This is a genomic window from Arsenicicoccus sp. UBA7492 (assembly GCF_002479615.1).
GTDB classification, from domain to species: domain Bacteria; phylum Actinomycetota; class Actinomycetes; order Actinomycetales; family Dermatophilaceae; genus Arsenicicoccus; species Arsenicicoccus bolidensis.
Genome location: NZ_DLOE01000023.1, coordinates 36,956 through 62,519, shown reverse-complemented (window position 1 = coordinate 62,519; position 25,564 = coordinate 36,956). Strand labels below are relative to the sequence as shown.

Sequence of the window (25,564 nt, the reverse complement as noted above, 5' to 3'; positions counted from 1 at the left end):
GCCTCGAAGACGTCGAGCCCCGCACCCGCGATCTCTCCGGCCTCGAGCGCCGCGACGAGCGCGGCCTCGTCGACGATGGGTCCGCGGGCGGAGTTGATCAGGTAGGCGGTCTTCTTCATCCGCTTCAGCGCGTCGGCGTCGACGAGGTGGTGCGTCGAGTCCATCAGCGGGCAGTGCAGCGAGACGACGTCCGAGGTCTCGAAGAGCTCGTCCAGCTCGACCTTGCGCGCACCCAGCTCCCCGGCCACGTCCGCGGCCAGCTCGTAGGCGTCGGAGTAGACGACGTCCATGCCGAAGGCCTTGGCGCGACGGGCCATGGCGATGCCGATCTGTCCCATGCCGACGATGCCGAGGGTCTTGCCCTGCAGGCCCATCCCGAGCAGGTAGAACATGCCCCACTGCCACGGCATGCGGGAGCGGATGACCCGCTCGCCCTCGCCGAACCGCCGCGTGACCATCAGCATCAGGCCGAAGGCCGTGTCCGCCGTGGTCTCGGTCAGGACCTTCGGGGTGTTGGTGGCGATCACGCCGCGGCGCTCGCAGGCCGGGACGTCGATGTTGTTGTAGCCCACCGCGACGTTGGCGACGACCTTGAGCTGGTCGCCGCACGCGTCCAAAAACTCGTCGTCGACCTTCTCGGTCAGCAGGGTGACGACGGCGTCGGCGTCGCGCACGGCCTCGAGGCAGGCCTCACGCGTGATGCAGTCGTCGGCGTCGTGGTAGAAGACGACGTCGTGCTCGGCCCGGAGGGCGTCGACGGCCGACTGCGGGATCTTGTTGGTGATGACGACCTTCATCGCGTTGTCCCCGCTCACTTGCTCTCGATCCAATCCTTGAGCTTGCCGAGGCCCTCGCGGATGCGGTCCTCGCTGATGCCGGAGTAGGCGAACCGGATGTAGTCGCGGTCCTCGCCCGGCTGACGGCGTCCGAAGTGGTTGCGCGTGCAGAAGGACACGCCCGTGGCGTGCAGGGCCTGCGTCGCGAAGTCGTCGACGTCCGCGGCACCCACCTGCCGGACCGCCTCGGTGACGTCCGGGAACAGGTAGAACGTCGACTCCGGGGTCGCCACGTCCACGCCCGGGATCTGGTTGATGACCTCGCACGCGGCGTCGCGACGGCCGCGCAGGACGTCGAGCATGTCCTGGACCGGCTGCTGGTCGCCGGTGAGGCCGGCGATCCCCGCGTGCTGGATGAAGTGGGTCGTGCACGACTCGTTGTTGGTGTTCATGGTCGAGAACACCTGGGCCACCTCGACGGGAGCGATCCCCGCGCCGAGCCGCCACCCCGTCATCGCGAACTTCTTGGAGAAGGTGTAGAGGATGACGGTGCGGTCCGCCATCCCGTCGATCGACGAGATCGAGTGCGACTCACCGGAGTAGCGCGTCTCGAAGTAGGCCTCGTCCGACAGCACCCACAGGTCGTGCTCCTGCGCGATCGCGGCGATGGCCTCGCGCTCCTCCTGGGTCGACTCGGCGGAGATGGGGTTCTGCAGGTCGTTGTAGATGATCGCCCTCGTCCGGGGCGTGATCAGCGACCGCACCTGCTCCAGGTCGATCGCGAAGCCGCGCTCGGTCGGGAGGTAGCGATAGGCCTTGGCCACGCCGCCGAGGTACTCGATCTGCGACTCGTAGATCGGGAACCCCGGGTTGGGGTAGAGGACCTCGTCGCCCTCGTCCATCACGGCCTGCAGGAACTTGGTGATCACCGGCTTGCCGCCGGGCTGGATCGCGACGTTGTCGGCCGTGTATGCCGTGCCGCGGAGCCGGTTGATGTCGGCGGCCATGGCCTCGCGCAGGGCCGGGATGCCGGGGCCGGGGCAGTAGCCGGTCTTGCCGTCCGCGATCGCCCGGTTCATGGCCTCGGTGATGTGCGCCGGGGTGGCCAGGTCGATGTCGCCGAGGTGGAAGGGGTAGATGTCGTTGCCCTTGGCCCCCCAGGCCGCCGCCGCGGCCGAGACGGCGAAGGCCGTCTCGGTGCCGAGGCGAGAAAGTCGTCGTGCCAGCGCCATTGCTGAATCTCCCTACGAGTGGTGTGTCGTCGGTGACGTGGGTCGACCCTGGGTGCGGGGCCGTCCTCCCACGCACTGTAGCGACCCGGGGGCCGGACCCCGCATCCCGGCTGCCACGAGACCGGTCAGGGCAGCCGGCGCACCGTCAGGATCTGCTCCGCCCGACCGACGGGTCCGTGCTCGTCGTAGAGGTCGGTCGAGGTCAGCCCGAGACCCGTCTCGCCGAAGGTGACCTCGGTGTCGAGGCCCAGCCAGCCGTGCGCCGGCGTGCGGAACAGGTGCACCGTGAGGTCGACGTTGGGGAACATCCACTCCCCGGGGTGCTGCCGCACCGCCACGCCGTTGGCGGTGTCGACCAGGCCCAGCAACCGCGCCACGTCCGAGGTCTCCTCGCCGCTGACGAGGTCCAGGTCGGTGCTGATCCACACCCGCCCCCGGCCGGGCTCGCCCCCGTCGACGGACCGGAAGTGCAGCGACCCGATGAAGCCGCCGCCCCAGACGCCCTCATAGCTGCGGGCCGCGACCTCGTCGTGGTGCGGCATCCCGGCGTGGAAACCCCCCGCGACCTCGGCGGTGTCCTGCCGGACCAGCCGCCAGGCGGTGGCCCGCACCACGGCCTTGCTCCCGGCATACAAGGTCGCCTCGACGAGCTCGATGGTCCGCCCCGGGCGCACCGCCTCGCACCGGACCTCGACCTCGGAGGCGGGGATCACCCCGAGGATGTCGTAGGTGATGCGCGCCAGCTGCATGTCCTCGCGCGGGGCGTGCCGATCGATGGCGTGCGCGAGCAGGCCGGCCACGGGTCCCATGTGCTGCTCCCAGGGGTTCCAGGCGCCCTGGGCGTGGAGCGTGGGCTGGTACCTCCCGTCGCCGAGGGCGAGGTAGTAGGCGGGGGTGGTGGAGTCCAGGAGCGAAGGGTCCGGGCGGGAGGGCGGCGCGGGCGTCATACGTCCACGCTAGACGGGCGAGGGGGCCTCTGACACCCTGTGGCCATGCCGGAGACCGAGCCCCCACGCCCCACCCCCGAGGGGTTGACCATCCGCCCCGAGGACACGCGTGACCACGCCGCCGTGCGCGACCTCGTGGCGCGCGCCTTCGTGGAGGAGCCCACCGTCGCGGACCTGGTCAGCCTGCTGCGCGCCGACTCGGCGGCCGAGGCGGGGCACTCCTACGTCGCCGAGATCGGCGGCGAGGTGGTGGGGCACGTCATGATGACGCGGGCCTGGGTCGACGCCCTGCCGCGACTGGTCCGGGTCCTGGTGCTGTCACCCCTCTCGGTGGCCCCGGAGTGGCAGTCCCGCGGGATCGGCGGCGCCCTGGTCGAGTTCGCGCTCGCGGAGGCCAGCGGGGGCGACCACCCCCTGGTGTTCCTCGAGGGATCCCCGCTCTACTACACGCGATTCGGCTTCGAGCGTGCCTCGCGGCTCGGCTTCGTGGCCCCGTCCCGACGGATTCCCGACCCGGCCTTCCAGGTGGTCACCCTGCCGGCCTACGAGGACTGGATGACCGGCGCCCTCGTCTATCCGGACGTGTTCTGGCGCCTCGACGCCGTGGGGCTGCGCGGCGAGCAGCTCGCCGACGTCGGGGCCGCGCTGGGGGAGTAGTCCGGGTTGGATAGGGTCGCGCCATGAGCACCCGCAACCTCCTGCGCAGCGAGGCGCAGCACCGGTCCGAGCACCTGCGCGTCGCGACCTACGAGGTGGAGCTGGACCTGTCGGGGGCCGATGATCTCGCCCGGGCGACCTTTCCCACCCGCACCACCGTGGCCTTCGCCGCCACGACGCCGGAGACCTTCCTGGACTTCCTCGGGCCGGTGGTCCACCGCGTCGAGGTCAACGGCACGGACGTCGAGGTCGAGCATGACGGCAACCGGGTGCAGCTGCGGGGCCTGCTCGTCGGTGGGGACGGCGTCGGTGGGGACAACGTGGTGACGGTCGAGGGCGAGGGAGCCTACTCGCGGTCCGGGGAGGGTCTGCACCGCTACCAGGACCCCGTGGACGACGAGGTCTATCTCTACACGCACTTCGAGCCGACCGACGCCCGCCGCGTGTTCGCGGGCTTCGACCAGCCGGACCTCAAGGGCCGGTTCACGGTCGTGCTCACCGGCCGCGCCGACTGGGAGCTGCTCGCAAACCAGCCTGTGGCGTCACGGGACTCGGCCGGCACCAGGGACGACGGGGTCCAGCTGGTGCGACAGGTGCACGCGCCCACGCCTCCGCTGTCGACCTACATCACCTGCGTGGCCGCCGGCCCCTACCACCGGGTCGAGGACGTATGGCGCCGCGGCGGCCCCGACGGCACGCAGCTCGAGGTGCCGCTGGCCGCCCTGTGCCGCCGCTCCCTGGTGGGGTCCTTCGACGGCGAGCGGATCCTCGACACCACGCGCCGCGGCCTGGACTTCTTCCACGAGCACTACGACTTCCCTTATCCCTGGGGCAAATACGACTCGATCTTCGTGCCGGAGTACAACCTCGGCGCGATGGAGAACCCCGGTCTGGTGACCTTCCGCGACGCGGGCTACGTCTTCCAGTCCGCGGCGACGCGCTCCCAGCACGAGCTGCGCTCCAACACGATCCTGCACGAGATGGCGCACATGTGGTTCGGCGACCTCGTGACTCCGCGCTGGTGGGACGACCTGTGGCTCAAGGAGTCCTTCGCGGACTACATGGGGACCGAGGCCAACGCGCGCGCAACGGAGTTCACCGACGCGTGGACCCCCTTCTGCGCACGGCGCAAGGCCTGGGCCTACCTGCAGGACCAGCTGCCGACGACCCACCCGATCGTCGCGGACATCCCAGACGTCGAGGCCGCCAAGCAGAACTTCGACGGGATCACCTACGCCACGGGCGCGTCCGTCCTCAAGCAGCTCGTGGCCTACGTCGGCAAGGACGAGTTCTTCGCGGGCGCCCGGCAGTACTTCCGGGACCACGCCTACTCCTCGACCGGGCTCGCGGACCTGCTCTCCGCCCTGGAGGCGGCGTCCGGCCGCGACCTCGGCGGGTGGAGCCGGCTCTGGCTGCAGACGGCCGGCATCGGCACTCTCACGCCGGAGGTCGTGGAGCGCGACGGGGTGGTCGAGCGCCTGGTGCTGCGCCAGGAGGCGGTCGACGCGATGACGGGTGAGCCGGTGACCCGCCCGCACCGTCTCGTCGTGGGTCTGTATGCCCTGCAAGGAGACTCGCTGGAGCGCACCTCGCGGATCGAGCTGGACCTGACGACCGACGAGCACGAGGTGACCGAGGCGGCCGGCCTGCCGGTGCCCGACCTGGTCGTGGTCAACGACGACGACCTCACCTACGCCAAGGTGCGGCTCGACGACCGCTCGCTGGCCGCCGCTCGCGGTCACCTGAGCTCGATCGGGTCGTCCCTCACCCGCGCCGTGCTCTGGTCGGCGTTGTGGAACTCCTGCCGCGACGGAGAGCTCCCCGCCGAGGACTACGAGCGCCTGGTGCTCGACCACGCGCCCCGCGAGGAGGACGTGGCCCTGCTGGCCAACGTGACCGCCAACGCCCAGACCGCGGTCGAGGCCTATGCCCCGGCCTCCTCCCGCCCGGCGATCCGCGAGGCCTTCCTCGACGGGGTGGTGCGCGAGCTCGAGGCGGCCGAGCCGGGGTCCGGGGCGCAGCTGGTGTGGGCACGCGTGCTCGCGTCCGGGTCGGCCACGAGCCAGCGGCACGCCGACCGCGTGCGTTCGCTGCTCGAGGGTGCGGCCGAGGTCGAGGGTCTGGCCCTGGACCCCGAGCTGCGCTGGGCCTTCCTGCAGTCGCTGGCCGCGCAGGACCGCGTCGCGCCGAGCGAGCTGGACGCCGAGCTGCAGCAGGACCGCACGTCCCTGGCGCCGGTGCGGCATCGGGCGGCGCTCGCGTCATACCCGCGGGCGGAGGCTAAGCGCGAGGCCTTCCGCACGGTCGTCGAGGACACCAGCCTCACCAACGATCTCGTGACGGCCTGGACCACGGGCTACGCCCAGCCGGGCCAGGCGGCGCTGACGGCAGACCTCGTCCCCGCGTACTTCGCTGCGCTGGAGGGCATCTGGGACTCCCGCAGCCAGGAGCTCGCGTCCCGAGCCGTGCTCGGGCTGTTCCCACGTGGCGCCGACCTGGAGCCGGGGCAGGAGCCCGAGGCGCACCCCGTCCCGGTTGCCGCGCAGGCCTGGCTCGACGAGCACCCCTCGGCGCCGGGCGGGCTGCGGCGGCTGGTGATCGAGCAGCGCGACCACGTCCTGCGCGCGCTCCGCGCCCAGACCCGCCGGGGGTAGAGGCATCAGCCTGCGGTGCGAAGGCCGGTCGATGCCCTCGCCGCCGGTAGGTTCGAGGGCATGACGACCGTCACCGGCGACACCTACCGGATCACCGTCCTCACCCCGCAGCTCGTGCGTCTCGAGCAGTCCCTCGACGGGAGGTTCGAGGACCGCCCGACCCAGGTCGTGCTGCACCGTGATCTCGGAGAGGTGCAGACCGAGGTCACCCGCACCACCCAGGGGGTCGAGGTGGTCACCGACGGCTTCCACCTCAGCTACGACGAGGGGCCGTTCAGCCCCGAGGGGCTCTCGCTCCAGGTGCGCGGGGGCGTGTCCAGCTACCACTCCGTATGGCGGTTCGCCGAGCCCTTCGAGACGCTCGGGGGCACGGCGCGGACCCTCGACAAGGCCGACGGTGAGATCCCCTTGGAGCCAGGTGTCCTGTCCCGCAACGGTTTCGCCGTCCTCGACGACTCCCGGTCGCTCGTGCAGGGCGAGGACGGGCTCGAGCCCCGCCCTGCCGGCGCCATCGACCTCTACGTCTTCGCCCACGGCCGCGACTACCGCGCCGCGCTGCGCGACTACTACGCCCTCACCGGGCCGACGCCGCTCGTGCCGCGCTACGCCCTGGGCAACTGGTGGAGCCGCTACCACCGCTACTCCGACGACGAGTACCGCCGTCTGGTCGAGCGATTCGCGAGCGAGCGGCTGCCCTTCTCGGTCGCCGTCCTCGACATGGACTGGCATATCACGGACCCGGACCCGCGGTTCGGCAGCGGGTGGACGGGCTACACCTTCGACCGCGAGCTGTTCCCCGACCCGGCGGGCTTCCTTGACTGGCTTCATGATCGGGGGATGCGGGTCACGCTCAACGACCACCCGGCGGACGGGGTGCGGGCGTTCGAGGAGGCCTATCCGCGCATGGCGCGGTCGCTGGGCGTCGACCCCGCGACGGAGGCGCCGCTGTCCTTCGACGTCACCGACGAGCGTTATCTCGCAGCGTTCTTCGAGCACGTCGCGCACCCGCTGGAGCGTCTCGGCGTCGACTTCTGGTGGATCGACTGGCAGTCGGGGCCCTACTCGCGGCTCCCCGGCCTGGACCCGCTGTGGGCGCTCAACGACCGCCACTTCCACGAGCTGGCCTCGACGGGCGTGCGGCCCATGATCTTCAGCCGCTACGCCGGTCCGGGCTCGCACCGCTACCCGGTGGGATTCTCCGGCGACGCGGTCATCTCGTGGGCGTCGCTGGCCTTCCAGCCGTACTTCACCGCGACGGCGTCCAACATCGGCTACGGCTGGTGGAGCCACGACATCGGTGGCCACATGTGGGGCGTCAAGGACGACGAGCTGGCCGTGCGCTGGGTCCAGCTCGGGGTCATGTCGCCGATCACGCGCCTGCACAGCGCGGCGAACCCGTTCAGCGGCAAGGAGCCCTGGCGCTACGGCCCGCTCGCCGAGCGGGTCATGGGCGAGTGGCTTCGGTTCCGGCACCGCCTCGTGCCCTACCTCTACACGATGGCCGAGCGGGCGAGCGTCCAGGGCCGGCCGCTCGTGGAGCCGCTCTACCACGAGCTCCCTTGGCGCGAGGAGGCCTACGAGGCGCGCAACACCTACCTCTACGGCTCCGAGCTGCTCGTCGCGCCGATCACCGAGCCCGGCGACGCGCGCTGCGGTCTCGGGCGCGTCCAGACGTGGCTGCCGCCGGGTGACTGGTGGGACGTCACCACCGGCTGGAGGTATGCCGGCGACCGCCGCCTGGTCGCCTACCGCGACCTGTCGACGATCCCCGTGCTCGCGCGCGCCGGCGCCATCCTCCCGCTGGCCGCGGACGGCGGGGACGACTTCTCCGTCGACGAGGCCGACGACCTCGAGATCCGTTGCTACGCGGGCGCGGACGGCTCGTTCACGCTCTACGAGGACGACGGGGCACCCGAGGCGACGCTGCGGGCTGCGCGGACGCCGATCCGCCTCGGGTGGGAGGCGCGCACCGTCGTGGTCGGACCCACCGAGGGCGCGAGCGACGTCGTGCCCGCCTCGCGCACCTGGCGGCTCGCGGTGGTGGGGGTGCCCGCGGGCACCAGCCTCGCGATCACGGTGGACGGGGACCCGGTGGACTGCGACACGGTGCTCGACGAGGGACGGCATACGGTCGTCGCCGTCGTCACCGGGGTGACGCCTGCCCAGCGGGTCGAGGGTCGGATCCTTGGCGCAGATCGGCTGGCGGACAACGACATCCACGCCGCGGCCTATGCCGTCCTCGACGCCGCGCAGGTGGAGTTCGAGGCGAAGTCCGCTGCGCTGCAGGTGATCACGTCCGGTGCCGCCAGCGCGCACGTGGTCTCGCAGCTGATGGCCCTCTCCCTGGACGAGTCCCTGCTCGGTCGCCTGGTCGAGCTCGTCACGGCCTCGGAGCCCGTCACCTGACGGCAGCTCCTGCCCAAGCCCCCACTCACGATCCTGGAGGAGGGAGGTCCGTCCGGGCCGGAGATCGGCGGACCACGCGGGCCGACCCGCTAGGTTGGGTCCGACGAGCAGAGGGAGGGTGCCGTGCGCCGCACGACGACGAGCCTGGCCGGTGCGGGGGCGATCGCGCTCGCCCTAGCCCTGGGGGTGGCGGGCTGCACCTCGGACACCCCGGCCCCGCAGGACGTGGCCAGGCAGTATGCCGAGGGCCTGGCCCGCCTCGACCTGGCCGGGGTGCCCCTCGACGGCGTCGACGCCGCCACCGCCACGACCCGCCTGGCCGCCCTGGCCGGGCCCCTGGCCGGCACGAAGCCGCAGGTGAGCGTGCGGCAGGCCGGACCCGACGAGGGGGAGTCCACGACGGCCCGCCTCGCGGTGACCTGGCCCGGGACGGGGGCGAAGCCCTGGAGCTACGAGACGACCCTCCCCCTGGTCAAGCGGGACGGGACCTGGCGCGCGCAGTGGAGCCCCGCGACGGTCGTGGCGGGTGCGGCGGAGGGTGACACGATCCGCGCGGAGCGCACCGCCGCCCGCCGGGGTCGGGTCCTCGGTGCCGGCGGCGCAGCCATCGTCCAGCCCCGGCCGGTGCGTCGCGTCGGCGTCGACAAGGCGACCGTCACGCCCGAGCAGGCCCTGGCGGCAGCGCCCAAGGTCGCGGCCTTCGCCGGGCTCACCGACGCCGCTGCCTACGCCGCGCGGGTCAAGGCGGCCGGGCCCAAGGCCTTCGTCGAGGCGATCGTCCTGCGCCAGGGCGACCCCACCCTGGCCCGGCTCGACGCCCTCACCACCTCGACGCCGGGGGTGGGCGTCGTGGACGCCGAGCTCCCGCTCGCGCCCACCCGCACCTTCGCCAAGCCCATCCTCGGGACCGTGGGGGAGGCCACCGCCGAGATCGTCGAGCGGTCCAAGGGTGCGGTCGCGGCCGGCGACGTCGTCGGCCTCTCCGGCCTGCAGCAGGCTCAGGACGCGACGCTGCGCGGCACCCCCGGGCTCACGGTCTCGCTCGTGCACGCCGGCACGGCCAAGCCGGTGCACAGCACGGAGCCGGTCCCCGGCCGGGACGTCACGACGACGCTGGACGTCGCCCGGCAGACCCGCGCCGAGCAGCTGCTCGCGGGGATCAAGCCTGCTAGCGCCCTCGTGGCCGTCCGCCCCTCCACCGGTGAGGTCGTCGCTGCCGCGAGCGGCCCTGGGGGACAGGGATACTCGACCGCCACGCTCGGCAAGTACGCCCCCGGCTCGACCTTCAAGATCGTCAGTGCGCTGGCCCTCCTGCGCGGCGGCGTGACCCCCACGACGCCCGTGCCGTGCACCCCGACCCTCACGGTCGACGGCAAGCCCTTCGAGAACTACGACGCCTATCCCGCCGACGGCCTCGGCCAGGTGCCGCTGTCCACGGCCTTCGCCAAGTCCTGCAACACGGCGTTCATCGCCTCGCGCGACAAGGCGTCCGGCGACGCGCTGCCGCGGGCCGCCGCGTCGCTGGGCCTGACCGCGACCCCGTCCGCCGGCGTCCCCGCCTATCTCGGCGGCGTGCCGGCGCCGGGCAGTCAGGTCGAGGCCGGCTCCGAGATGATCGGCCAGGGCGAGATCACGGCGAGCCCGCTCGGGATGGCCACGGTGGTCGCCAGCGTGGTCAAGGGCGGCCCGGTGACCCCGCGGATCGTCATACCCACCAACGAGACCGGCGCCACGACGCCCTCTGCCAGCGCGACGCCCCCGACCACGGCGACGCCCTCGGCGGCGACGGCTCAGCCGGTCACGGCCGCCGAGGCCGCCACCCTGCGCACCCTCATGCGCGGGGTCGTCACGGGCGGCAGCGGCGCGTCGCTCGAGGACCTGCCCGGCGATGTGATCGCCAAGACGGGCACCGCGGAGTTCGGCACGACGACCCCGCCCAAGCTCCACGCCTGGATGGTCGCGGCCCGAGGCGATCTCGCCGTCGCGGTCTTCGTCGACGAGGGGGAGGGCGGGTCGCGCACGGCCGGCCCGATCCTCAGGGCCTACCTGCAGGGATGAGGAGCGAGATGACGACCACCTCTGGAGCGCGGTCACACACCTCCCCCTGGGAGCTGTATGACGGCCTGACGGCGCTGGTGCCTCGCGGCGTCACCGTCACCACCTGCGTGGTGTCGCGGTGGGCGCTCGTCGAGACCGACGCCGGCGGGGCGGGGCTGTCGAGCGTGCCCGACGACGGCCGCGACGACCCGCACGGGCCGCAGGACGTGGTCGGTCAGGACCTCGCCGACGTGGCCGCGCTGGTGCGCTCGTGGGACCGACGCCTCGCCGCGATCGGGCTCGCCGCCATCAACGCCTGGTGCAACACCCAGGAGCGGCTCGAGGCGCACGCCGGTGACGTGATCGACTGGGACGCCTCGGCGTTTGAGCGGTCGGGGGAGCTCGTGCAGGGGCGCCGGGTGGCCGTCGTGGGGCGCTTCCGCCACCTCGACCAGCTCGCGTCCCGCTGCGACCTGACGGTCCTCGAGCGCCGCCCCCAAGGTCGTGACCTGCCCGACGCCGCAGCGGAGTTCGTGCTGCCGGAGGTCGACCACGCGTTCATCACGAGCATGACGCTGGCCAACAAGACGCTGCCGCGGCTGCTCGAGCTGAGCGGCGGCGCCCGCACCACGCTGGTGGGGCCGAGCACGCCGCTGGCGCCCGAGGCGTTCGCGGGGCGGGTCGACGAGATCAGCGGGTCGCTGGTCTACGACGCGCCCTGGTGCCGCCGCGCCCTGATGCAGGGGCAGGGGATGGCCTCGATGCGGGGCGCCCTGACGCTCTTCAACCTCCGCGTCCCCGCCTGACCGCCCGCCCCAGACCACCCGCCATTGGTCACCAATGACGTGTCGAGGGGTGTTATGAACGATCCAAAACGTCATTGGTGACCAATGGCGCGAGCCGGGTGAGCCGCGCGAGCCGCGCGAACCACGCGAGCCGGGGGAGGACGCGGCAGGTCAGATCAGGTCAGGTCAGGGGCAGCGGACGACCTGGCCGGCATAGGCCAGCCCGCCGCCGAAGCCGAACAGAAGGATCGGGGCGCCGCTCGCGACCCGTCCGCTGCGCACGAGCTTGGACAGGGCGAGGGGCACGCTCGCCGCCGACGTGTTGCCGGACTCGACGACGTCGGTGGACACGACCGCGTCGGTGGCCCCGATCTTGGCCGCGAGCGGCTCGATGATCCGCAGGTTGGCCTGGTGCAGCACGATCCCGGCGAGGTCGCTCGGCGCGACGTCGGCCCGCTCGCAGATCTGTCGGGCGATGGCCGGCAGCTGCGTCGTCGTCCAGCGAAAGACGGCCTGGCCCTGCTGGCTGAACCCGTCGGGCAGCTCCTTGATGACGACGGCGTCGCCCATCTCCGGCGCCGACCCCCACACCACGGGGCTGACCCCCCGCTCCGACGATGCCTCGAGCACCACGGCACCGGCGCCGTCGCCCACGAGGATGCACGTCGTGCGGTCGTTCCAGTCGATGAAGTCCGTGAACTTGTCGACACCCACGACGACCGCGCGCGTGGCGCTGCCCGTGGCGATCGCCTGTTCCGCGAGCGCCAGCGCGTGGCAGAAGCCCGAGCAGACGGCATTGACGTCCATGACCGCGGGCGCCGAGCCGAGCCCGAGCCGGCGGGCCACCTGGGCGGCGGTGCTGGGGGAGCGGTCGTGGTTGGTGCAGGTCGCGACGATCACGAGGTCGATGCCCGCGGGGTCGATCCCCTTGTCCTGCAGGGCGTCCCGTGCGGCCTCGGTGGCCATGTCGGCGACCGTCTCGTCCGGGGCGGCCACCCGGCGCTGCGCGATGCCGACCCGGCGGGTGATCCACTCGTCGCTGGTGTCGACCAGGCGGGACAGCTCGTCGTTGTCCAGGATGCGCGCGGGCTGGTAGTGGCCCACGGACACGATGGTCGAACCGATCACGGGTGGGCTCCTCGGGCAACGGTGGACGGGATGCGTCGGTTCGCCCCAGCATGCGCGTTACCCCTGGGTACGCAGAATCGGCGTCGTCTCGCCGGAGGTTGACGGATTGTGGCGACGCGTGGTCACGGATGCCGCTCCCCCCTATGGCGTAACGGGCGGGGGCGTCATACGCTCGCGAAGCGACCAACGTCGGTCGCACGCCATCTCTGGGAGGAACCGTGCACAAGCACCCATGGACCGGTCGAGGGAGACCGGTCATCGTCTCGGCGGCTGCTGCAGCCGTCGCGTTCGGCCCGCTGGCGATCGCCGGCGCGCCGGCCAACGCCGCAGGCCAGGGTTCTGCAGAGCTCTACATCGTCCAGGTCGCGGGCGCGCCGCTCGCCACCTACACCGGTGGGGTCGAGGGGATCCCCGCCACCAAGCCCGGCAAGGGCAAGAAGGTCAAGGTCCGGTCCAGCGCGGGGCAGCGCTACGCTCAGCACCTCAAGGCCGACCACACCGACACGCTCAAGGCCGCGGGGGTCCCCGCCTCGGCCAAGACGCGCGACTACACCACGTCCTTCAACGGCATGGCCGTGCGCCTCACGCCGGCTCAGGCGGCCAAGCTGGAGAAGTCCGGCGACGTCGTGCGCGTGTGGAAGAACGAGATCCGCACGATGGACACCAACACCACGCCGCAGTTCCTGGGCCTCGACGGCCCGAACGGCGTGTGGCAGAAGCAGTTCGGCGGCAACGCCAACTCCGGCTCCGGCATGATCATCGGCGTCATCGACTCGGGCATCTGGCCCGAGAACCCGTCCTTCGCCCCGCTCGCCAACCCGACCGACCAGTGGCGCATCGACCAGAACTGGAACGGCGTCTGCGACGGCGGCACCGGACCCAACAAGGTCACCTGCAACAACAAGCTCATCGGCGCGCGTGCCTACTACAGCGCCTCGACGGTCGAGCCCTTCGAGTTCAAGACCCCGCGCGGCTACAACGACCACGGCACCCACACCGCGGGGACCGCCGCCGGCAACTACGGGGTCCCGGCCTCGATCAACGGCATCTCGGTCGGCAAGATCTCCGGTATGGCGCCCGCCGCCCGCATCGCGGCGTACAAGGCCCTGTGGGCGACCCCTGACGGCCGCGCGAGCGGCGCCACGGTCGACCTCGTGGCCGCCATCGACCAGGCGGTCGCGGACGGCGTCGACGTCATCAACTACTCGGTGTCGGGCTCCAGCGTCTACTCCGTGACGCCGGACGAGATCGCGTTCTTCAACGCCGCCGACGCCGGCGTCTTCGTCTCCGCGTCGGCCGGCAACTCCGGTGACACAGTGGGCGAGTCGTCGGTCGCGCACAACTCCCCGTGGGAGATGACGGTCGCCGCCAGCACGGCGCCCAAGGCCGTCAGCAAGAAGGTCACGCTCGGCAACGGCCAGACCTACACCGGTGTCGGCACCGGCGGCAAGATCGGCCCCGCGGCCGTCATCGACTCCGAGAAGGCCGGCCTGCCGGGCGCGGACGCGACCAAGGTCAAGTACTGCTACTCCGACGTCGACGACAACCACGGCAACGGCATCACGCCCGTCCTCGACCCCGCCAAGATCAAGGGCAAGATCGTCCTGTGCACGCGCGGCGGCAACGCCCGCGTCGACAAGGGTGAGGCGGTCAAGGCCGCCGGCGGCATCGGCATGATCCAGGTCAACACCGCGGACAACCAGTCGCTCAACGCCGACTTCACGCCGGTGCCGATGATCCACCTGTCGGCCACGGACGGCGCCAAGGTCAAGACCTACGTCAACGCCGACGCCAACCCCACCGCGACGCTGGGCGACCCCTACCTCGACCCCGCCGCGCGCAACCCCGAGATGGCGGGCTTCTCGTCATACGGCCCGTCCCTGGCCGGTGGTGGTGACTTGCTCAAGCCCGACATCACCGCCCCGGGCGTCGACATCATCGCCGCCGTCTCGCCCAAGGCCGACGGTCACAACAACTTCAACTCGATGTCCGGCACCTCGATGTCGGCCCCGCACATCGCCGGCATCGCCGCGCTCATCAAGCAGGCCCACCCCGAGTGGACCTGGTCCCCGATGGCCGTGAAGTCCGCGATGATGACGACCGCGTCCCCGCTCGACGACAAGGGTCAGCCGATCCAGCGCTCGGGCGAGAACGCCACCCCGCTCGACATGGGCTCCGGTCACGTCCGTCCGGCCCAGGCCCTCAACCCGGGCCTGGTCTACGACTCCTACTCGCCCGACTGGCTGATGTACCTCTGCGGGATCAAGCAGCTCGAGCTCGTGCAGGCGCCCGGCACCTGCGCCCGGGTCGGCACCATCGACCCGAGCGACCTCAACTACCCGAGCATCGCGGTCGGCGACCTCGCCGGCTCGCAGACGGTCACGCGCTACGTGCGCAACGTCGAGAGCAAGACCGCGACCTACAAGGCTCGCGTCCAGCAGCCGACCGGCGTCAAGGTCTCCGTCTCGCCGTCGACCATCACCGTCAAGCCGGGTGAGACCAAGAAGTTCACGGTCACCTTCACCCGCAGCGCGGCGCAGATGAACCAGTACGGCTTCGGCGCGCTGACCTGGCAGGGCAACCGCGGCCAGGTCGTCCGCAGCCCGCTCGCGATCCGCCCGGTGGCCCTGGCCGCCAGCACCAGCGAGATCAAGAGCGCGGCGACGTCCGGCTCCGAGGTCATCAAGGTCACGCCCGGCTACTCGGGCACCCTGACCGCCAAGCCCGCCGGCGCGATCCCGTCGCAGGTCAGCACCGGCACCGTCGCCAAGGGCGCCGTCCTCACGACGACCGTCCAGGTGCCGGCCGGCACCAAGGCCGCCCGCTTCGCGACCTTCGACGCCGACTACCCGCAGGGTGTCGACATCGACCTCGTGGTCAAGAAGGACGGCAAGGAGATCGGCAACAGCGGCGAGGCCACGGCCCAGGAGCAGGTCACGCTGATGAACCCCGCAGCCGGCACCTACACCGTCGAGGCCAAGCTCTTCGCCGGTGCGGACTCGCTCGCGATCAAGCAGCACTCGTTCGTGCTGGGCGACAAGGCCGAGGGCAACCTCACGGCGACCCCGGCCACCCAGTCCGTCACGATGGCCCGACCGACCACCGTCACGGCCGCCTGGAAGGGCCTGACCGCGGGGCAGCACTACTTCGGTGCGATCTCCCTCGGCAACGGCGCGGCCACGGTCAAGGACGTCCTGGTCAGCCTGGACCCCAAGTGACCTCAGCCCGCTGAGTCACCGACGAGGGCCCGTCACCTCCGTGAGGAGGGGGCGGGCCCTTCGGCATACCTGCTCTGCTCTGGTCAGGCCGGGGAGGTGAGACCGTGCAGGTCGGGGAGCACCAGGTCGGCGCCCGCGTCGCGGAGCGCCTCGGCCGAGAAGCTGGTGGTGACACCGACGACGGTCCCGACGCCGGCGGCTCGCCCGGCCCGGACGCCGGCGGGGGTGTCCTCGGCGACCAGGCAGTCCTCGGCGCGGACCCCGAGGGTGCGTATGGCGAGGAGGTAGCCGTCGGGGGCCGGCTTGCCCTCGGTGACGTCGTCGCGGGTCACCATCGCCGCGAACCGCTCGGAGCCGCCGAGGAGCTCGAGCGCGGTGACCGCCCAGCGCCGACCGGCCGAGGTGACGAGCACGCACGGGATGCCGCGGGCGCAGGCGTCGTCGACGAGCTCCCGTGCCCCGGCGACGGGCTCGGGGAGCAGGTCGCGCGGGTGGTGCGAGACGACCTCGTGGAAGAGCGCGGTCGGGTCCTCGCCGGACCAGGGACCCGGGGTGCTGGCAAAGACGTCGTCCGCGCGGCGACCGGTGAACAGCGCGAGCAGCGCGTCGTCGTGCTCCCACCCCCGGGCGCGGAAGAAGCGCCGGTAGGCCTCGCGGTGCACAGGCTCGGAGTCGACGAGCGTGCCGTCGAGGTCGAGCAGCAGCGCGGCGGGGCCGTGGACCACCGAGGATCGGCTCAGGGCCACGTCAGCAGCGTCTCGCCCACGGCGACCGGTGAGCCGGCGCGGTCGGTCGGCACGGCGCCGGCCGGCTGGTCCAGGACGCACACCATGACGATGGGGGAGCGGCCGCCCGCCTCGACGGCGGCGGGGTCCCAGCGGAGGACGGCGTCGCCGGCGTCGACGTGGGCGCCCTCGGTCGCGAGGACCTCGAAGCCCTCGCCGCCGAGCTGGACCGTGTCGATGCCCAGGTGGACGAGCACGGCGATGCCGTCGCCAGCGCCGTCGCCGGCGATGGCGAAGGCGTGGGGGTGCAGCTTGGCGATGGTGCCGGAGATCGGTGCGACGGCGGTCTGCGGCTCGCGCGCCGGGTCGACGGCCAGGCCGGGGCCGACCATCTCGGCGGCGAACACCGGGTCGGGGACCTCTGCCAGCGGCCGGATCGTGCCGGTCGCCGGGCTCAGGACGTCCGTCACAGCAGGTCCTCGATGTCCTCGGCGAGGTTGTCGGCCTCGGGGCCGACGACGACCTGCACGACCGTGCCGGCGGCGACGACGCCGTGCGCGCCGGCGGCCTTGAGGGCGGCCTGGTCGACCACGGAGGGGTCCTTGACCTCGGTGCGCAGGCGCGTGATGCACGGCTCGATCTCGACGATGTTGCCGGCGCCGCCGAGGGCGGCCAGGATCTGCTCGGCCTTGGTCATGTCAGGGGTCCTTTCGGGATCACGCGCGGTCGTCGGAGGACGAGTCTGCTTCGGTCTGGGTGACCTTGGCGAGCCCGCGCGGGCTGTCGGGGTCCAGGTCCAGCCGGGCGGCGAGGCGTTCGACGACGAGCTGGGCGGGGACGATGGTGCCGATGGGGGCCAGCGTCTCAGGTGCGGCGGGTGCCGGCACGTGCAACCCGCAGGCCCGGACGAACTCGTCGTCACCACCGATGCCGATCACGGTGGCGCCACGCTCGGCCAGCGCTCCGGCGAGCTCGGTCATCGGACCGGTGAGCGGGCCGTCCTGGGCGCAGACGAGCACCGCCACCGCGCCCGGACGGACGACGGCGATCGGCCCGTGCCGCAGGTCGGCGTAGGAGTAGCCGCGCACCGGGCGCAGGCAGGTCTCCTCGATCTTGAGCGCCGTCTCGAGCGCCGTGCCGAGCAGCAGGCCGCGTCCCGTGACGATCGTGGGGCCCATCGCCTGGGCCAGGGCGCACGCGGCCTCGTCGACTCCGGTGCCGGCCTCGATGACCTGCGCGATGCGCCGGGGGAGCTCGGCGAGCTCGGCGTCGAGCGCCGTCGGGGTGGGCGAGAGCGCGGTGGCGAGGACGGCCATGGCGATGGTCTGGCCGAGATAGGTCTTGGTCGCGGGGACGGCGAGCTCGGGACCGGCCTGGGTGACGAGGGCGAGGTCGGCCTCGGCCGCGAGGGGGGAGTCGGCGACGTTGGTGATGGCGGCCGTCGCAGCGCCCTGCGCACGCACCAGCGCCTGTGTCTCGACCAGCTCCTGGGTGCTGCCGGACTGGCTGACGGTGACGACGAGCGTGTCGGACAGGTCGACGGTCGCGTGATAGTGCGTGAACACGCTCGGTGCCAGCATCGCGGCGGGACGCCCGGCATACGTCTCGAGCAGGTAGCGGCCGTAGAGGCCGGCGTTGTCGCTGGAGCCGCGCGCTGCGAACAGGACGTGGCGCCGGCCCTCGGCGAGGGCGGCGATCTCGGGACGCATCGGCACCAGCGCCTCGATGGTGCGCGTGGCGGCGGCGGGCTGCTCGTGGATCTCGCGCAGCATCTGGCTCTCGATCATGACGTCTCCTTCGAGTCACGAGTCGGCATCGGCACGGTTGGGCGCGTTGACAGCGATGGCGACGAGGTGGATCCTACAGGTCCGTACTGGTACGGACCAGTATGCACCACACTGCCGGACGAGAGGACCCCGATGCCACCGCGCACCCGCCTCTCCGACGGCCCCGTCCCCAAGCACGTCCAGCTCCGCGAGGCCCTCGCGGGCCGGGTGCGCACCCTCGGGCCGGACGACGCCATCCCGTCCGAGCGGGAGCTCATGACGGCCTACGACGTCAGCCGGGCCACGGTGCGCCGGGCGATCGAGGGGCTCATCGCCGACGGCGTCCTGCACCGCATCCAGGGCAAGGGGACCTTCGTGACCCGGCCCCGCGTCCAGTCCCACCTGCACCTGGCGTCGTTCACCCAGGACATGCGCCGCCGGGGGCTGACCCCCTCGACCCGGCTCGTCGGGATCAGCCTCGAGGAGCTGCCCGGCGAGGTGGCCGGGGACCTGCGTCTCGAGGCGGGCGTGCCGGCCTGGCTCGTCCAGCGGGTGCGGCTCGCCGACGACGAACCCATGGCCTTCGAGCGGGCCTGGCACCCCGCGGACCTGCTCCCCGGCCTCGACCAGCACGACCTGACCGGCTCGCTCTACGACGTGTTCGCCCACGAGTACTCCCTGACCGTCGACACGGCCGAGCAGACCGCCTGGGCCGACCAGGCCCAGTCCGCCGCCCGCCACCTCGGGGTGTCCACCACCGCCCCCGTCATGATCTTCGACCGGCTCTCCCGCTCCGGGGACCGGCCGATCGAGCGCGTACGCAGCTGGTACCGCGGAGACCGCTACCAGGTGCACATGACGCTCGACCGCACGATGACGCCCTGACGCCGTCGCGCCGCACCACCCCGCACCCCCGAGAGGAACATCCGATGAGCACCACCAGCACGACGACGGCGTCGGCGCCCCGAGAGCGCAAGGGCCTGGCCGCCGCCCAGAAGCTCGGTCGCAGCCTCATGCTGCCGATCGCCGCCCTGCCCGCCGCGGCCATCCTGCTGCGCCTCGGCCAGCCCGACATGCTCGGGGCCGACGGCGCCGGGTGGACCCAGGTCGCCCCCGTCATCGCGGCGGCCGGTGACGCACTGTTCGCCAACCTCCCGCTGATCTTCGCCGTCGGCGTGGCCATCGGCTGGGCCAAGAAGGCCGACGGCTCGACGGCCCTCGCCGCCGTGATCGGCTACCTCGTCTTCAAGGGCGTGGGCGACGCCATGTCGCTCCTGGTCCTCGACCAGCCCACCAAGGCGGGCGAGAAGCCTGCGCTGATAAACTACGGCGTGCTCGGCGGCATCCTGATCGGTCTGCTCGCCGGCTGGCTGTGGCAGCGGTACTACCGCATCTCCCTGCCGCCCTACCTCGCGTTCTTCGGCGGCCGACGCTTCGTGCCGATCGTGACGGCCTTCGCCGCCCTGCTGCTGGCCGTGCTCACCGCGTTCATCTACCCCGCCTTCAACACCGGGCTCACCTCCGTCGGTGAGTGGGTCGCCAAGAACACGATCCTCGGCGGCTTCGTCTACGGCACGCTCAACCGCCTCCTGATCCCGCTTGGCCTGCACCACATCCTCAACTCCGTGCCGTGGTTCATCCTCGGCGACTACACCGCCGCCTCGGGCAAGGTCGTGCACGGCGACATCGCCCGCTTCCTGGCCGGCGACAAGACGGCCGGCGCCTTCATGACCGGCTTCTTCCCGATCATGATGTTCGCCCTGCCCGCAGCGGCGATCGCCATCTGGCAGGAGGCCAAGCCGGCCGCCAAGAAGGTCACCGGCGGCATCATGCTCTCGGCCGCGCTGACCGCCTTCCTCACCGGCGTGACCGAGCCGCTCGAGTTCGCCTTCATGTTCGTCGCCTGGCCGCTCTACGTGATCCACGCCGTTCTGACCGGCACCTCGCTGGCCCTGGTCAACGCCCTGGGCATCAAGGACGGGTTCGGCTTCTCCGCCGGCGCCATCGACTTCGGGCTCAACCTCGGCATCGCCACCAACCCCTGGTTGCTCGTGCCCATCGGGCTCGGCTACGCCGCGCTGTACTACGTCCTCTTCCGGTTCGTCATCCGCAAGTGGAACCTCAAGACCCCCGGCCGCGAGGACGAGGGCGAGGAGAGCGGCGTGCTCGACTCCGACGCCCGCCGATGATCCTCACCGCGCAGCGTCTGCTCACCACCCGGGGCATCACCGGCCCCGGGTGGGTGCGCGTCCAGGGGGACACGATCGTCGAGGTGTCGTATGCCGAACCGCCCGCACCCGGGGCCGGTCCCGACGCAGAGGACTGGCTGGACCTCGGGGACGTGCTCCTCGCGCCGGGCTTCGTCGACGCGCACAGCCACGGAGGCGGCGGTGCGGCATACACCGATGGCACCCAGGACGCCGCACGCCAGGTGATCGCCACGCACCTCGCGCACGGGACGACCACGATGATGGCGAGCCTGGTCACCGACACGATCGACGAGCTCGCCCGGCTGGTGGGGGTGCTCGCGCCGCTGGTGGCGGACGGCGAGCTGGTGGGCGTGCACCTCGAGGGGCCGTGGCTGAGCCGCTGCCACAAGGGCGCGCACGACCCCGACAAGCTCGTGCCCCCGACCCGGGCAGACCTCGACCGCCTGCTCGGCTCCCATCCCGGCACCGTCCGGATGGTCACGCTGGCACCCGAGCTGGAGGGCGGCCTCGACGCGGTCCGCACCGTCGTGGGGCGCGGCGTCGTGGCGGCGATCGGCCACTCGGACGCGACCTACGACATCGCGCTCGACGCGATGGATGCTGGGGCGACGGTGGCGACGCACCTGTTCAACGCGATGCGGCCGCTGCACCACCGCGAGCCCGGCATCATCGGCGCCTCGCTCACGGATCCCCGCGTGGCGGTCGAGGTGATCTGCGACGGCATCCACGTGCACCCGGCGATGGTGCGTCACGCCGCCGACACCTGCCCCGAGCGGCTCGTGCTCGTCACCGACGCGATGGCGGCGGCGGGGGCACCGGACGGTGAGTACCTGCTCGGGCCCCTCGGCGTCGAGGTCATCGACGGCGTCGCGCGGCTCGTCACCAACGGCGCCATCGCCGGCAGCACGCTCACGCTCGACCGGGCCGTCCGCTACGCGGTGCACGTCGCCGGCGTCCCGCTGGAGGTGGCGCTCGCCGCCGCGACGGCCAACCCGGCCCGGGTGCTGGGGCTGGACGACCGCGGCACGCTCGAGCCGGACAAGCGGGCCGACCTGGTGGCTCTCGACGCCGACCTGCAGGTCACCACCGTGGTCCGCGCCGGGATCCCGCTCGGGGACTGACCCCGGGCCGATGTTCCTACCCCAGGCGCGGGAAGGGCCGGTCACCGTGATGCGGTGACCGGCCCTTCGTCATACGGGCTCGAGCGTGAGACTGGGTGCAGGATCCGGTGTCAGCCCGGCGTCAGTGACCCGCCGGGCGACCGGTGTCCTCGGCGTCGTCGGTGTCGACGTGGTCCGGGACCACGATCGGCCGCAGCCGCGCCCACGCCATGAAGCAGCAGGCGACGACCAGCAGGGCAAGGCCCGTCCACAGGTTGGCGTTGACGCCACCGGTCTTGTCGAGCTCCTTGTCCCCGAAGAGTCCCATCAGGGTGAGGACCAGGCCGTAGAGGCCGAGCAGGTAGCCGATGAAGTTGCGGATGTCGAACGCGCCCGCCTTGTGCTTTCCCTTGCCCGGGCGAGCGGCTGAGGTGCTGGTGCTGGAGCTCATCGGTGCCTCCTCAGGCGAAGATCGTGTTGAGGATGATGACGAGGACGAGAGCCAGGCCGGCCAGCGGCACCGGGCGCGCCAGGAGCGGCAGCGACGCCGCGTCCGCGTCGGTCAGGCTCTCCTTCGGCGTCTCGGAGTAGACCAGGCCGACGAGGGACTCCCGCGGCTTGGGCTTGGTAAACATCGTGACGACGACGCTCACGACGATGTCGACGACGAACGCCGTCGAGGCCGCGAGGAAGGCCAGGCCCTGCCCCGCCATCTCGAAGGCACCACCGAACTTCGAGGCGTACCAGAGACCGATCGCCGAGACGGTGCCGGCCACGAGGCCCGCCCAGCCGGCGGTCGCGGACATGCGCTTCCAGAACATGCCGAGGATGAACGTCGCGAACAGCGGGGCGTTGAAGAAGCCGAACAGCGTCTGGAGGTACTCCATGACGTTGCCGAACTGGCCCGCGATGCTGGCGGTGAACACCGCGATGACGGTCGCCGCGACGGTGGCCAGACGGCCGACGCGCAGGTAGTACTCGTCCGGCTTGTCCTTGACGGCGTACTCCTGCCACAGGTCGTAGCTGAACACCGTGTTGAAGGCCGAGATGTTGGCGGCCATGCCGGCCATGAACGCCGCGAGCAGACCCGCGATCGCCAGGCCGAGCAGACCGTTGGGGAGCACGTCGCGCATCAGCAGGAGCAGCGCGTCGTTGTAGGTCGCCGTCGTCTCGCCGCCACCCTTGAGTGTCTTGATCTCGCCGACCAGGACCGCCGCCACCATGCCGGGCAGGATCACGATGAACGGGATGAACATCTTGGGGAAGGCGCCGATGATCGGCGTCTTGCGGGCCGCGGTGATGGAGTTGGACGCCATCGCGCGCTGCACCTCGACGAAGTTGGTCGTCCAGTAGCCGAAGGACAGCACGAAGCCGAGGCCGAAGATGATGCCGACGACCGACAGGATCGGGCTGTCGAAGCCCGACAGGGCCTGACCCGGCCAGGAGGACAGCTGCTCGCCGCCACCGGGCGAGGCCGTGACCTTCTCGGTGAAACCGTTCCACCCGCCGACGCGGTGCAGACCGATCAGCGTCAGCGGCAGCAGCGCCGCCACGATCACGAAGAACTGCAGCACCTCGTTGTAGATCGCGGCCGACAGGCCACCGAAGGTGATGTAGGACAGCACGATCACGGCGGCCACGATCAGGGACACCCACTGTGGCCAGCCCAGCAGCGCCTCGACGATGCGGGCGAGCAGGAGCAGGTTGACGCCCGCGATCAGCAGCTGCGCCAGCGCGAACGAGATCGCGTTGACCAGGTGCGCACCCGGGCCGAAGCGGCGGAGCATGAACTCCGGGACCGACCGCACCTTGGAGCCGTAGTAGAACGGCATCATCACGACGCCGAGGAACAGCATCGCCGGGATGGCACCGATCCAGAAGTAGTGGAAGGTCGGCATGCCCATCTCGGCGCCGGTGGCGCTCATGCCCATGATCTCGACGGCACCGAGGTTGGCCGAGATGAAGGCCAGGCCGGTCACCCACGCGGGGAGCGAACGGCCGGACAGGAAGAAGTCGATGGAGCTGGAGACCTGGCGCCGCGCAGCGAAGCCGATGCCCAGGACGAACAGGAAGTACAGCGCGATCAGGAGGTAGTCGACCCAGGTCGCATTGATCAGGGTCTCCTTGGCGACCATCGCTGCCGGTGCTAGTGCGGTCATGGGACCACCCTTACGTCGGTGGAAAGGTACGGCGGGACACTACTCCCGCCTCGCGGTGACCGCCCTCCGGGCCGATCGTGGCACTCGCACTGTGGCCGAACCGTCATACTGGGCAGGCCATGTCATCGCTCGCGCCGCCGCCCGCAGGGGCGCGCATCCCCCGTGAGATCTGGGTCCTCGTCGCGGCGGCCCTGGTCATCGCGCTCGGCTTCGGCCTGATCGCGCCCGTCCTCCCCGCCTATGCCCGGTCCTTCGACGTGGGCGTGACGGCCGCGTCGGTCGTCGTCAGCTCGTTCGCGCTGATGCGGCTGGTGTTCGCGCCCGTCGGTGGGCGCCTCGTCGGCCGGCTCGGGGAGCGCCCCGTCTACCTCATCGGCCTGCTCATCGTGGCGGTGTCGACGGGGGCGTGCGCCTTCGCGGGGACCTACTGGCAGCTGTTGGTCTTTCGCGCGCTCGGCGGCATCGGCTCGACGATGTTCACCGTGTCGGCGGCGGCGCTGATCGTGCGCCTCGCACCGCCGACGCTGCGCGGGCGGGTCTCGTCGGCCTACGCGTCGGCCTTCCTGACCGGCAACATCCTCGGCCCGGTCGTCGGTGGGGCGCTGGCCGGCCTGGGCTATCGCGTGCCGTTCATCGTGTATGCCGTCACCCTCGTCATCGCGTCGGGCGTCGTCGCGGTGTTCCTCTCCGGCGCATCGTTGCGGCCCGCGCCCGGCTCGGTGCCGCTGCCGCCGATGACGCTGCGCGAGGCCTGGGCGCACCCGACCTATCGCGCGATCCTCGGGACCGGCTTCGCCAACGGCTGGTCCAACTTCGGCATGCGCGTGGCGATCCTGCCGTTGTTCGCCGTCGCCGCGCTCGGCACCTCACCCGCGGTCGCGGGGCTCGCGCTCGCGGTGTTCGCGGCCGGCAACGCCGCCGCCCTCACCGTCGCCGGCCGTATGACGGACCTGCGGGGCCGCCGCCCCCTCGTGATCGCCGGGCTCGTGGTCAACGGGATCTTCACCATGGTCGTCGGGGTCACCGGCTCGCTGTGGTTGCTGTTCGCCGTGTCCCTGCTGGCGGGGGCCGGGGCCGGGCTGTTCAACCCCGCGCAGCAGGCCGCCGTCGCCGACGTGGTGGGCAACGAGCGCTCGGCGGGCGAGGCGCTCGCGAGCTTCCAGATGGTGCAGGACGCCGGCACGATCGTCGGGCCGGTCCTGGCGGGCCTGATCGTCGACCACTACGGCTACGGCTGGGCGTTCGCGATGGCGGGGGTGATCACCCTGCTGGCCGCCGTGCCGTGGGTGCGCGCCCCCGAGACCGCACCTGCCACCACCTGACCCACCCCCACCCCGCACCCCCCATCGCCCCCGCGCCCCCACACTCAAAGATCGGGGCTGCTTCTGGTGGCTATGACCACCAGGAGTGGCCCCGATCTTCGGTGAAAGCCTCATGCTGCCTCGTCGGCGGCCTCGCGACACCGAGAGCACCGGCCCGTCTCACCGGTCCAGCCGCGACGCTGGAGGGCTGTCGCCACTTGTGCGGCCACCGTGCACGGAACGGTCGCCACCTGGCGCCAGCCATAGCGGAGAGTCGCCTTGCCCAGCACCGTGTGAGCGTTGTCGCGATCCATGTCTCGGAAGCGCCCGTCCCCGACATGACCTTTGCGCCCGTCCAGCTCCACGAGGACGTCGAACCCGTCGTACTCGACATCGCAGATCGCACCGGTCCCGTCCTGCCTGGCCTGGCGCCGAGCCACGGGAAGGCCATGGGCAGACTCGA

Annotated in this window: 20 protein-coding genes; 10 read left to right on the top strand and 10 right to left on the bottom strand. The window is 71.8% G+C overall.

Annotated features, from left to right (window positions below; translation table 11 throughout):
• From B4E97_RS06435 to B4E97_RS06425, 3 genes are all read right to left on the bottom strand, one after another.
• Positions 1-797: 2-hydroxyacid dehydrogenase (locus B4E97_RS06435; RefSeq protein ID WP_286959134.1), on the bottom strand; the 797-nt coding region annotated here is incomplete at its 3' end.
• 14 nt (positions 798-811) lie between these two features.
• Positions 812-2,008 (bottom strand): pyridoxal phosphate-dependent aminotransferase, encoded by a 1,197-nt coding sequence (locus tag B4E97_RS06430; RefSeq protein ID WP_286959118.1) that lies wholly within the window; start codon positions 2,006-2,008, stop codon positions 812-814.
• A gap of 125 nt (positions 2,009-2,133) precedes the next feature.
• A complete protein-coding gene (locus B4E97_RS06425) occupies positions 2,134-2,955 on the bottom strand; it encodes a thioesterase family protein (protein ID WP_286959117.1) in 822 nt (273 codons plus the stop codon).
• Between the two features lie 45 nt (positions 2,956-3,000).
• Here B4E97_RS06425 and B4E97_RS06420 point away from each other — a divergent pair, with 45 nt between their 5' ends.
• The 5 genes from B4E97_RS06420 to B4E97_RS06400 all read left to right on the top strand — a co-directional run bounded on the left by B4E97_RS06420 (position 3,001) and on the right by B4E97_RS06400 (position 11,515).
• Entirely contained in the window at positions 3,001-3,612 is a 612-nt protein-coding gene (locus tag B4E97_RS06420) for a GNAT family N-acetyltransferase (protein WP_286959116.1), read from the top strand.
• Between the two features lie 23 nt (positions 3,613-3,635).
• Entirely contained in the window at positions 3,636-6,266 is a 2,631-nt protein-coding gene (gene pepN / locus B4E97_RS06415) for an aminopeptidase N (protein WP_286959115.1), read from the top strand.
• A 60-nt stretch (positions 6,267-6,326) separates the two neighbouring features.
• Positions 6,327-8,672: a TIM-barrel domain-containing protein gene (locus tag B4E97_RS06410; RefSeq protein ID WP_029211515.1), complete on the top strand. Its 2,346-nt coding sequence runs from the start codon at positions 6,327-6,329 to the stop codon at positions 8,670-8,672.
• A 123-nt stretch (positions 8,673-8,795) separates the two neighbouring features.
• Positions 8,796-10,730: a penicillin-binding transpeptidase domain-containing protein gene (locus B4E97_RS06405; RefSeq protein ID WP_286959114.1), complete on the top strand. Its 1,935-nt coding sequence runs from the start codon at positions 8,796-8,798 to the stop codon at positions 10,728-10,730.
• Between the two features lie 8 nt (positions 10,731-10,738).
• Positions 10,739-11,515 (top strand): Rossmann-like domain-containing protein, encoded by a 777-nt coding sequence (locus tag B4E97_RS06400; protein WP_286959113.1) that lies wholly within the window; start codon positions 10,739-10,741, stop codon positions 11,513-11,515.
• 165 nt (positions 11,516-11,680) lie between these two features.
• Here B4E97_RS06400 and B4E97_RS06395 read toward each other — a convergent pair whose 3' ends face one another.
• Positions 11,681-12,622, bottom strand: a complete 942-nt coding sequence (locus B4E97_RS06395) for a beta-ketoacyl-ACP synthase III (protein WP_286959112.1) — start codon at positions 12,620-12,622, stop codon at positions 11,681-11,683.
• Positions 12,623-12,840: 218 nt separating this feature from the next.
• Here B4E97_RS06395 and B4E97_RS06390 point away from each other — a divergent pair, with 218 nt between their 5' ends.
• Positions 12,841-15,840: a S8 family peptidase gene (locus tag B4E97_RS06390; protein WP_286959110.1), complete on the top strand. Its 3,000-nt coding sequence runs from the start codon at positions 12,841-12,843 to the stop codon at positions 15,838-15,840.
• Positions 15,841-15,923: 83 nt separating this feature from the next.
• Here the strand turns inward: B4E97_RS06390 and B4E97_RS06385 are convergent, their stop codons facing one another.
• From B4E97_RS06385 to B4E97_RS06370, 4 genes are read right to left on the bottom strand one after another with little or no spacing between them, the layout of a single operon-like run.
• Positions 15,924-16,586: an HAD family hydrolase gene (locus B4E97_RS06385; protein ID WP_286959109.1), complete on the bottom strand. Its 663-nt coding sequence runs from the start codon at positions 16,584-16,586 to the stop codon at positions 15,924-15,926.
• Complete coding sequence (locus B4E97_RS06380) at positions 16,577-17,035, bottom strand: PTS sugar transporter subunit IIA (protein WP_286959108.1); 459 nt, start codon at positions 17,033-17,035, stop codon at positions 16,577-16,579. Before B4E97_RS06380 ends, B4E97_RS06385 begins: the two co-directional genes overlap by 10 nt.
• The gene (locus B4E97_RS06375; protein WP_019285096.1) at positions 17,032-17,262 is read right to left on the bottom strand and encodes a glucose PTS transporter subunit EIIB; all 231 of its coding nucleotides are present in this window, start codon (positions 17,260-17,262) and stop codon (positions 17,032-17,034) included. The genes B4E97_RS06380 and B4E97_RS06375 overlap by 4 nt, the downstream gene beginning before the upstream one ends.
• Positions 17,263-17,281: 19 nt before the next feature.
• On the bottom strand, positions 17,282-18,352 hold the full coding sequence (locus tag B4E97_RS06370; protein ID WP_286959107.1) for an SIS domain-containing protein: 1,071 nt from the start codon (positions 18,350-18,352) through the stop codon (positions 17,282-17,284).
• A gap of 132 nt (positions 18,353-18,484) precedes the next feature.
• Here B4E97_RS06370 and B4E97_RS06365 point away from each other — a divergent pair, with 132 nt between their 5' ends.
• The 3 genes from B4E97_RS06365 to nagA are packed head-to-tail and all read left to right on the top strand — an operon-like array spanning position 18,485 to position 21,662.
• On the top strand, positions 18,485-19,216 hold the full coding sequence (locus B4E97_RS06365) for a GntR family transcriptional regulator (RefSeq protein ID WP_029211508.1): 732 nt from the start codon (positions 18,485-18,487) through the stop codon (positions 19,214-19,216).
• Positions 19,217-19,260: 44 nt separating this feature from the next.
• Positions 19,261-20,520, top strand: coding sequence for a PTS transporter subunit EIIC (locus B4E97_RS06360; protein ID WP_019285093.1), 1,260 nt, complete (start codon positions 19,261-19,263; stop codon positions 20,518-20,520).
• Entirely contained in the window at positions 20,517-21,662 is a 1,146-nt protein-coding gene (gene nagA, locus B4E97_RS06355; RefSeq protein WP_029211506.1) for an N-acetylglucosamine-6-phosphate deacetylase, read from the top strand. Before B4E97_RS06360 ends, nagA begins: the two co-directional genes overlap by 4 nt.
• Before the next feature lie 121 nt (positions 21,663-21,783).
• On the opposite strand, the gene B4E97_RS06350 is transcribed toward nagA, so the two are convergent.
• Positions 21,784-22,092, bottom strand: coding sequence for a hypothetical protein (locus B4E97_RS06350; RefSeq protein WP_019285091.1), 309 nt, complete (start codon positions 22,090-22,092; stop codon positions 21,784-21,786).
• Positions 22,093-22,102: 10 nt separating this feature from the next.
• Positions 22,103-23,800, bottom strand: coding sequence for a sodium:solute symporter family protein (locus B4E97_RS06345; protein WP_286959106.1), 1,698 nt, complete (start codon positions 23,798-23,800; stop codon positions 22,103-22,105).
• Positions 23,801-23,919: 119 nt separating this feature from the next.
• Here B4E97_RS06345 and B4E97_RS06340 point away from each other — a divergent pair, with 119 nt between their 5' ends.
• The gene (locus tag B4E97_RS06340) at positions 23,920-25,122 is read left to right on the top strand and encodes an MFS transporter (RefSeq protein ID WP_286959105.1); all 1,203 of its coding nucleotides are present in this window, start codon (positions 23,920-23,922) and stop codon (positions 25,120-25,122) included.
• Positions 25,123-25,564 lie beyond the last annotated feature (442 nt).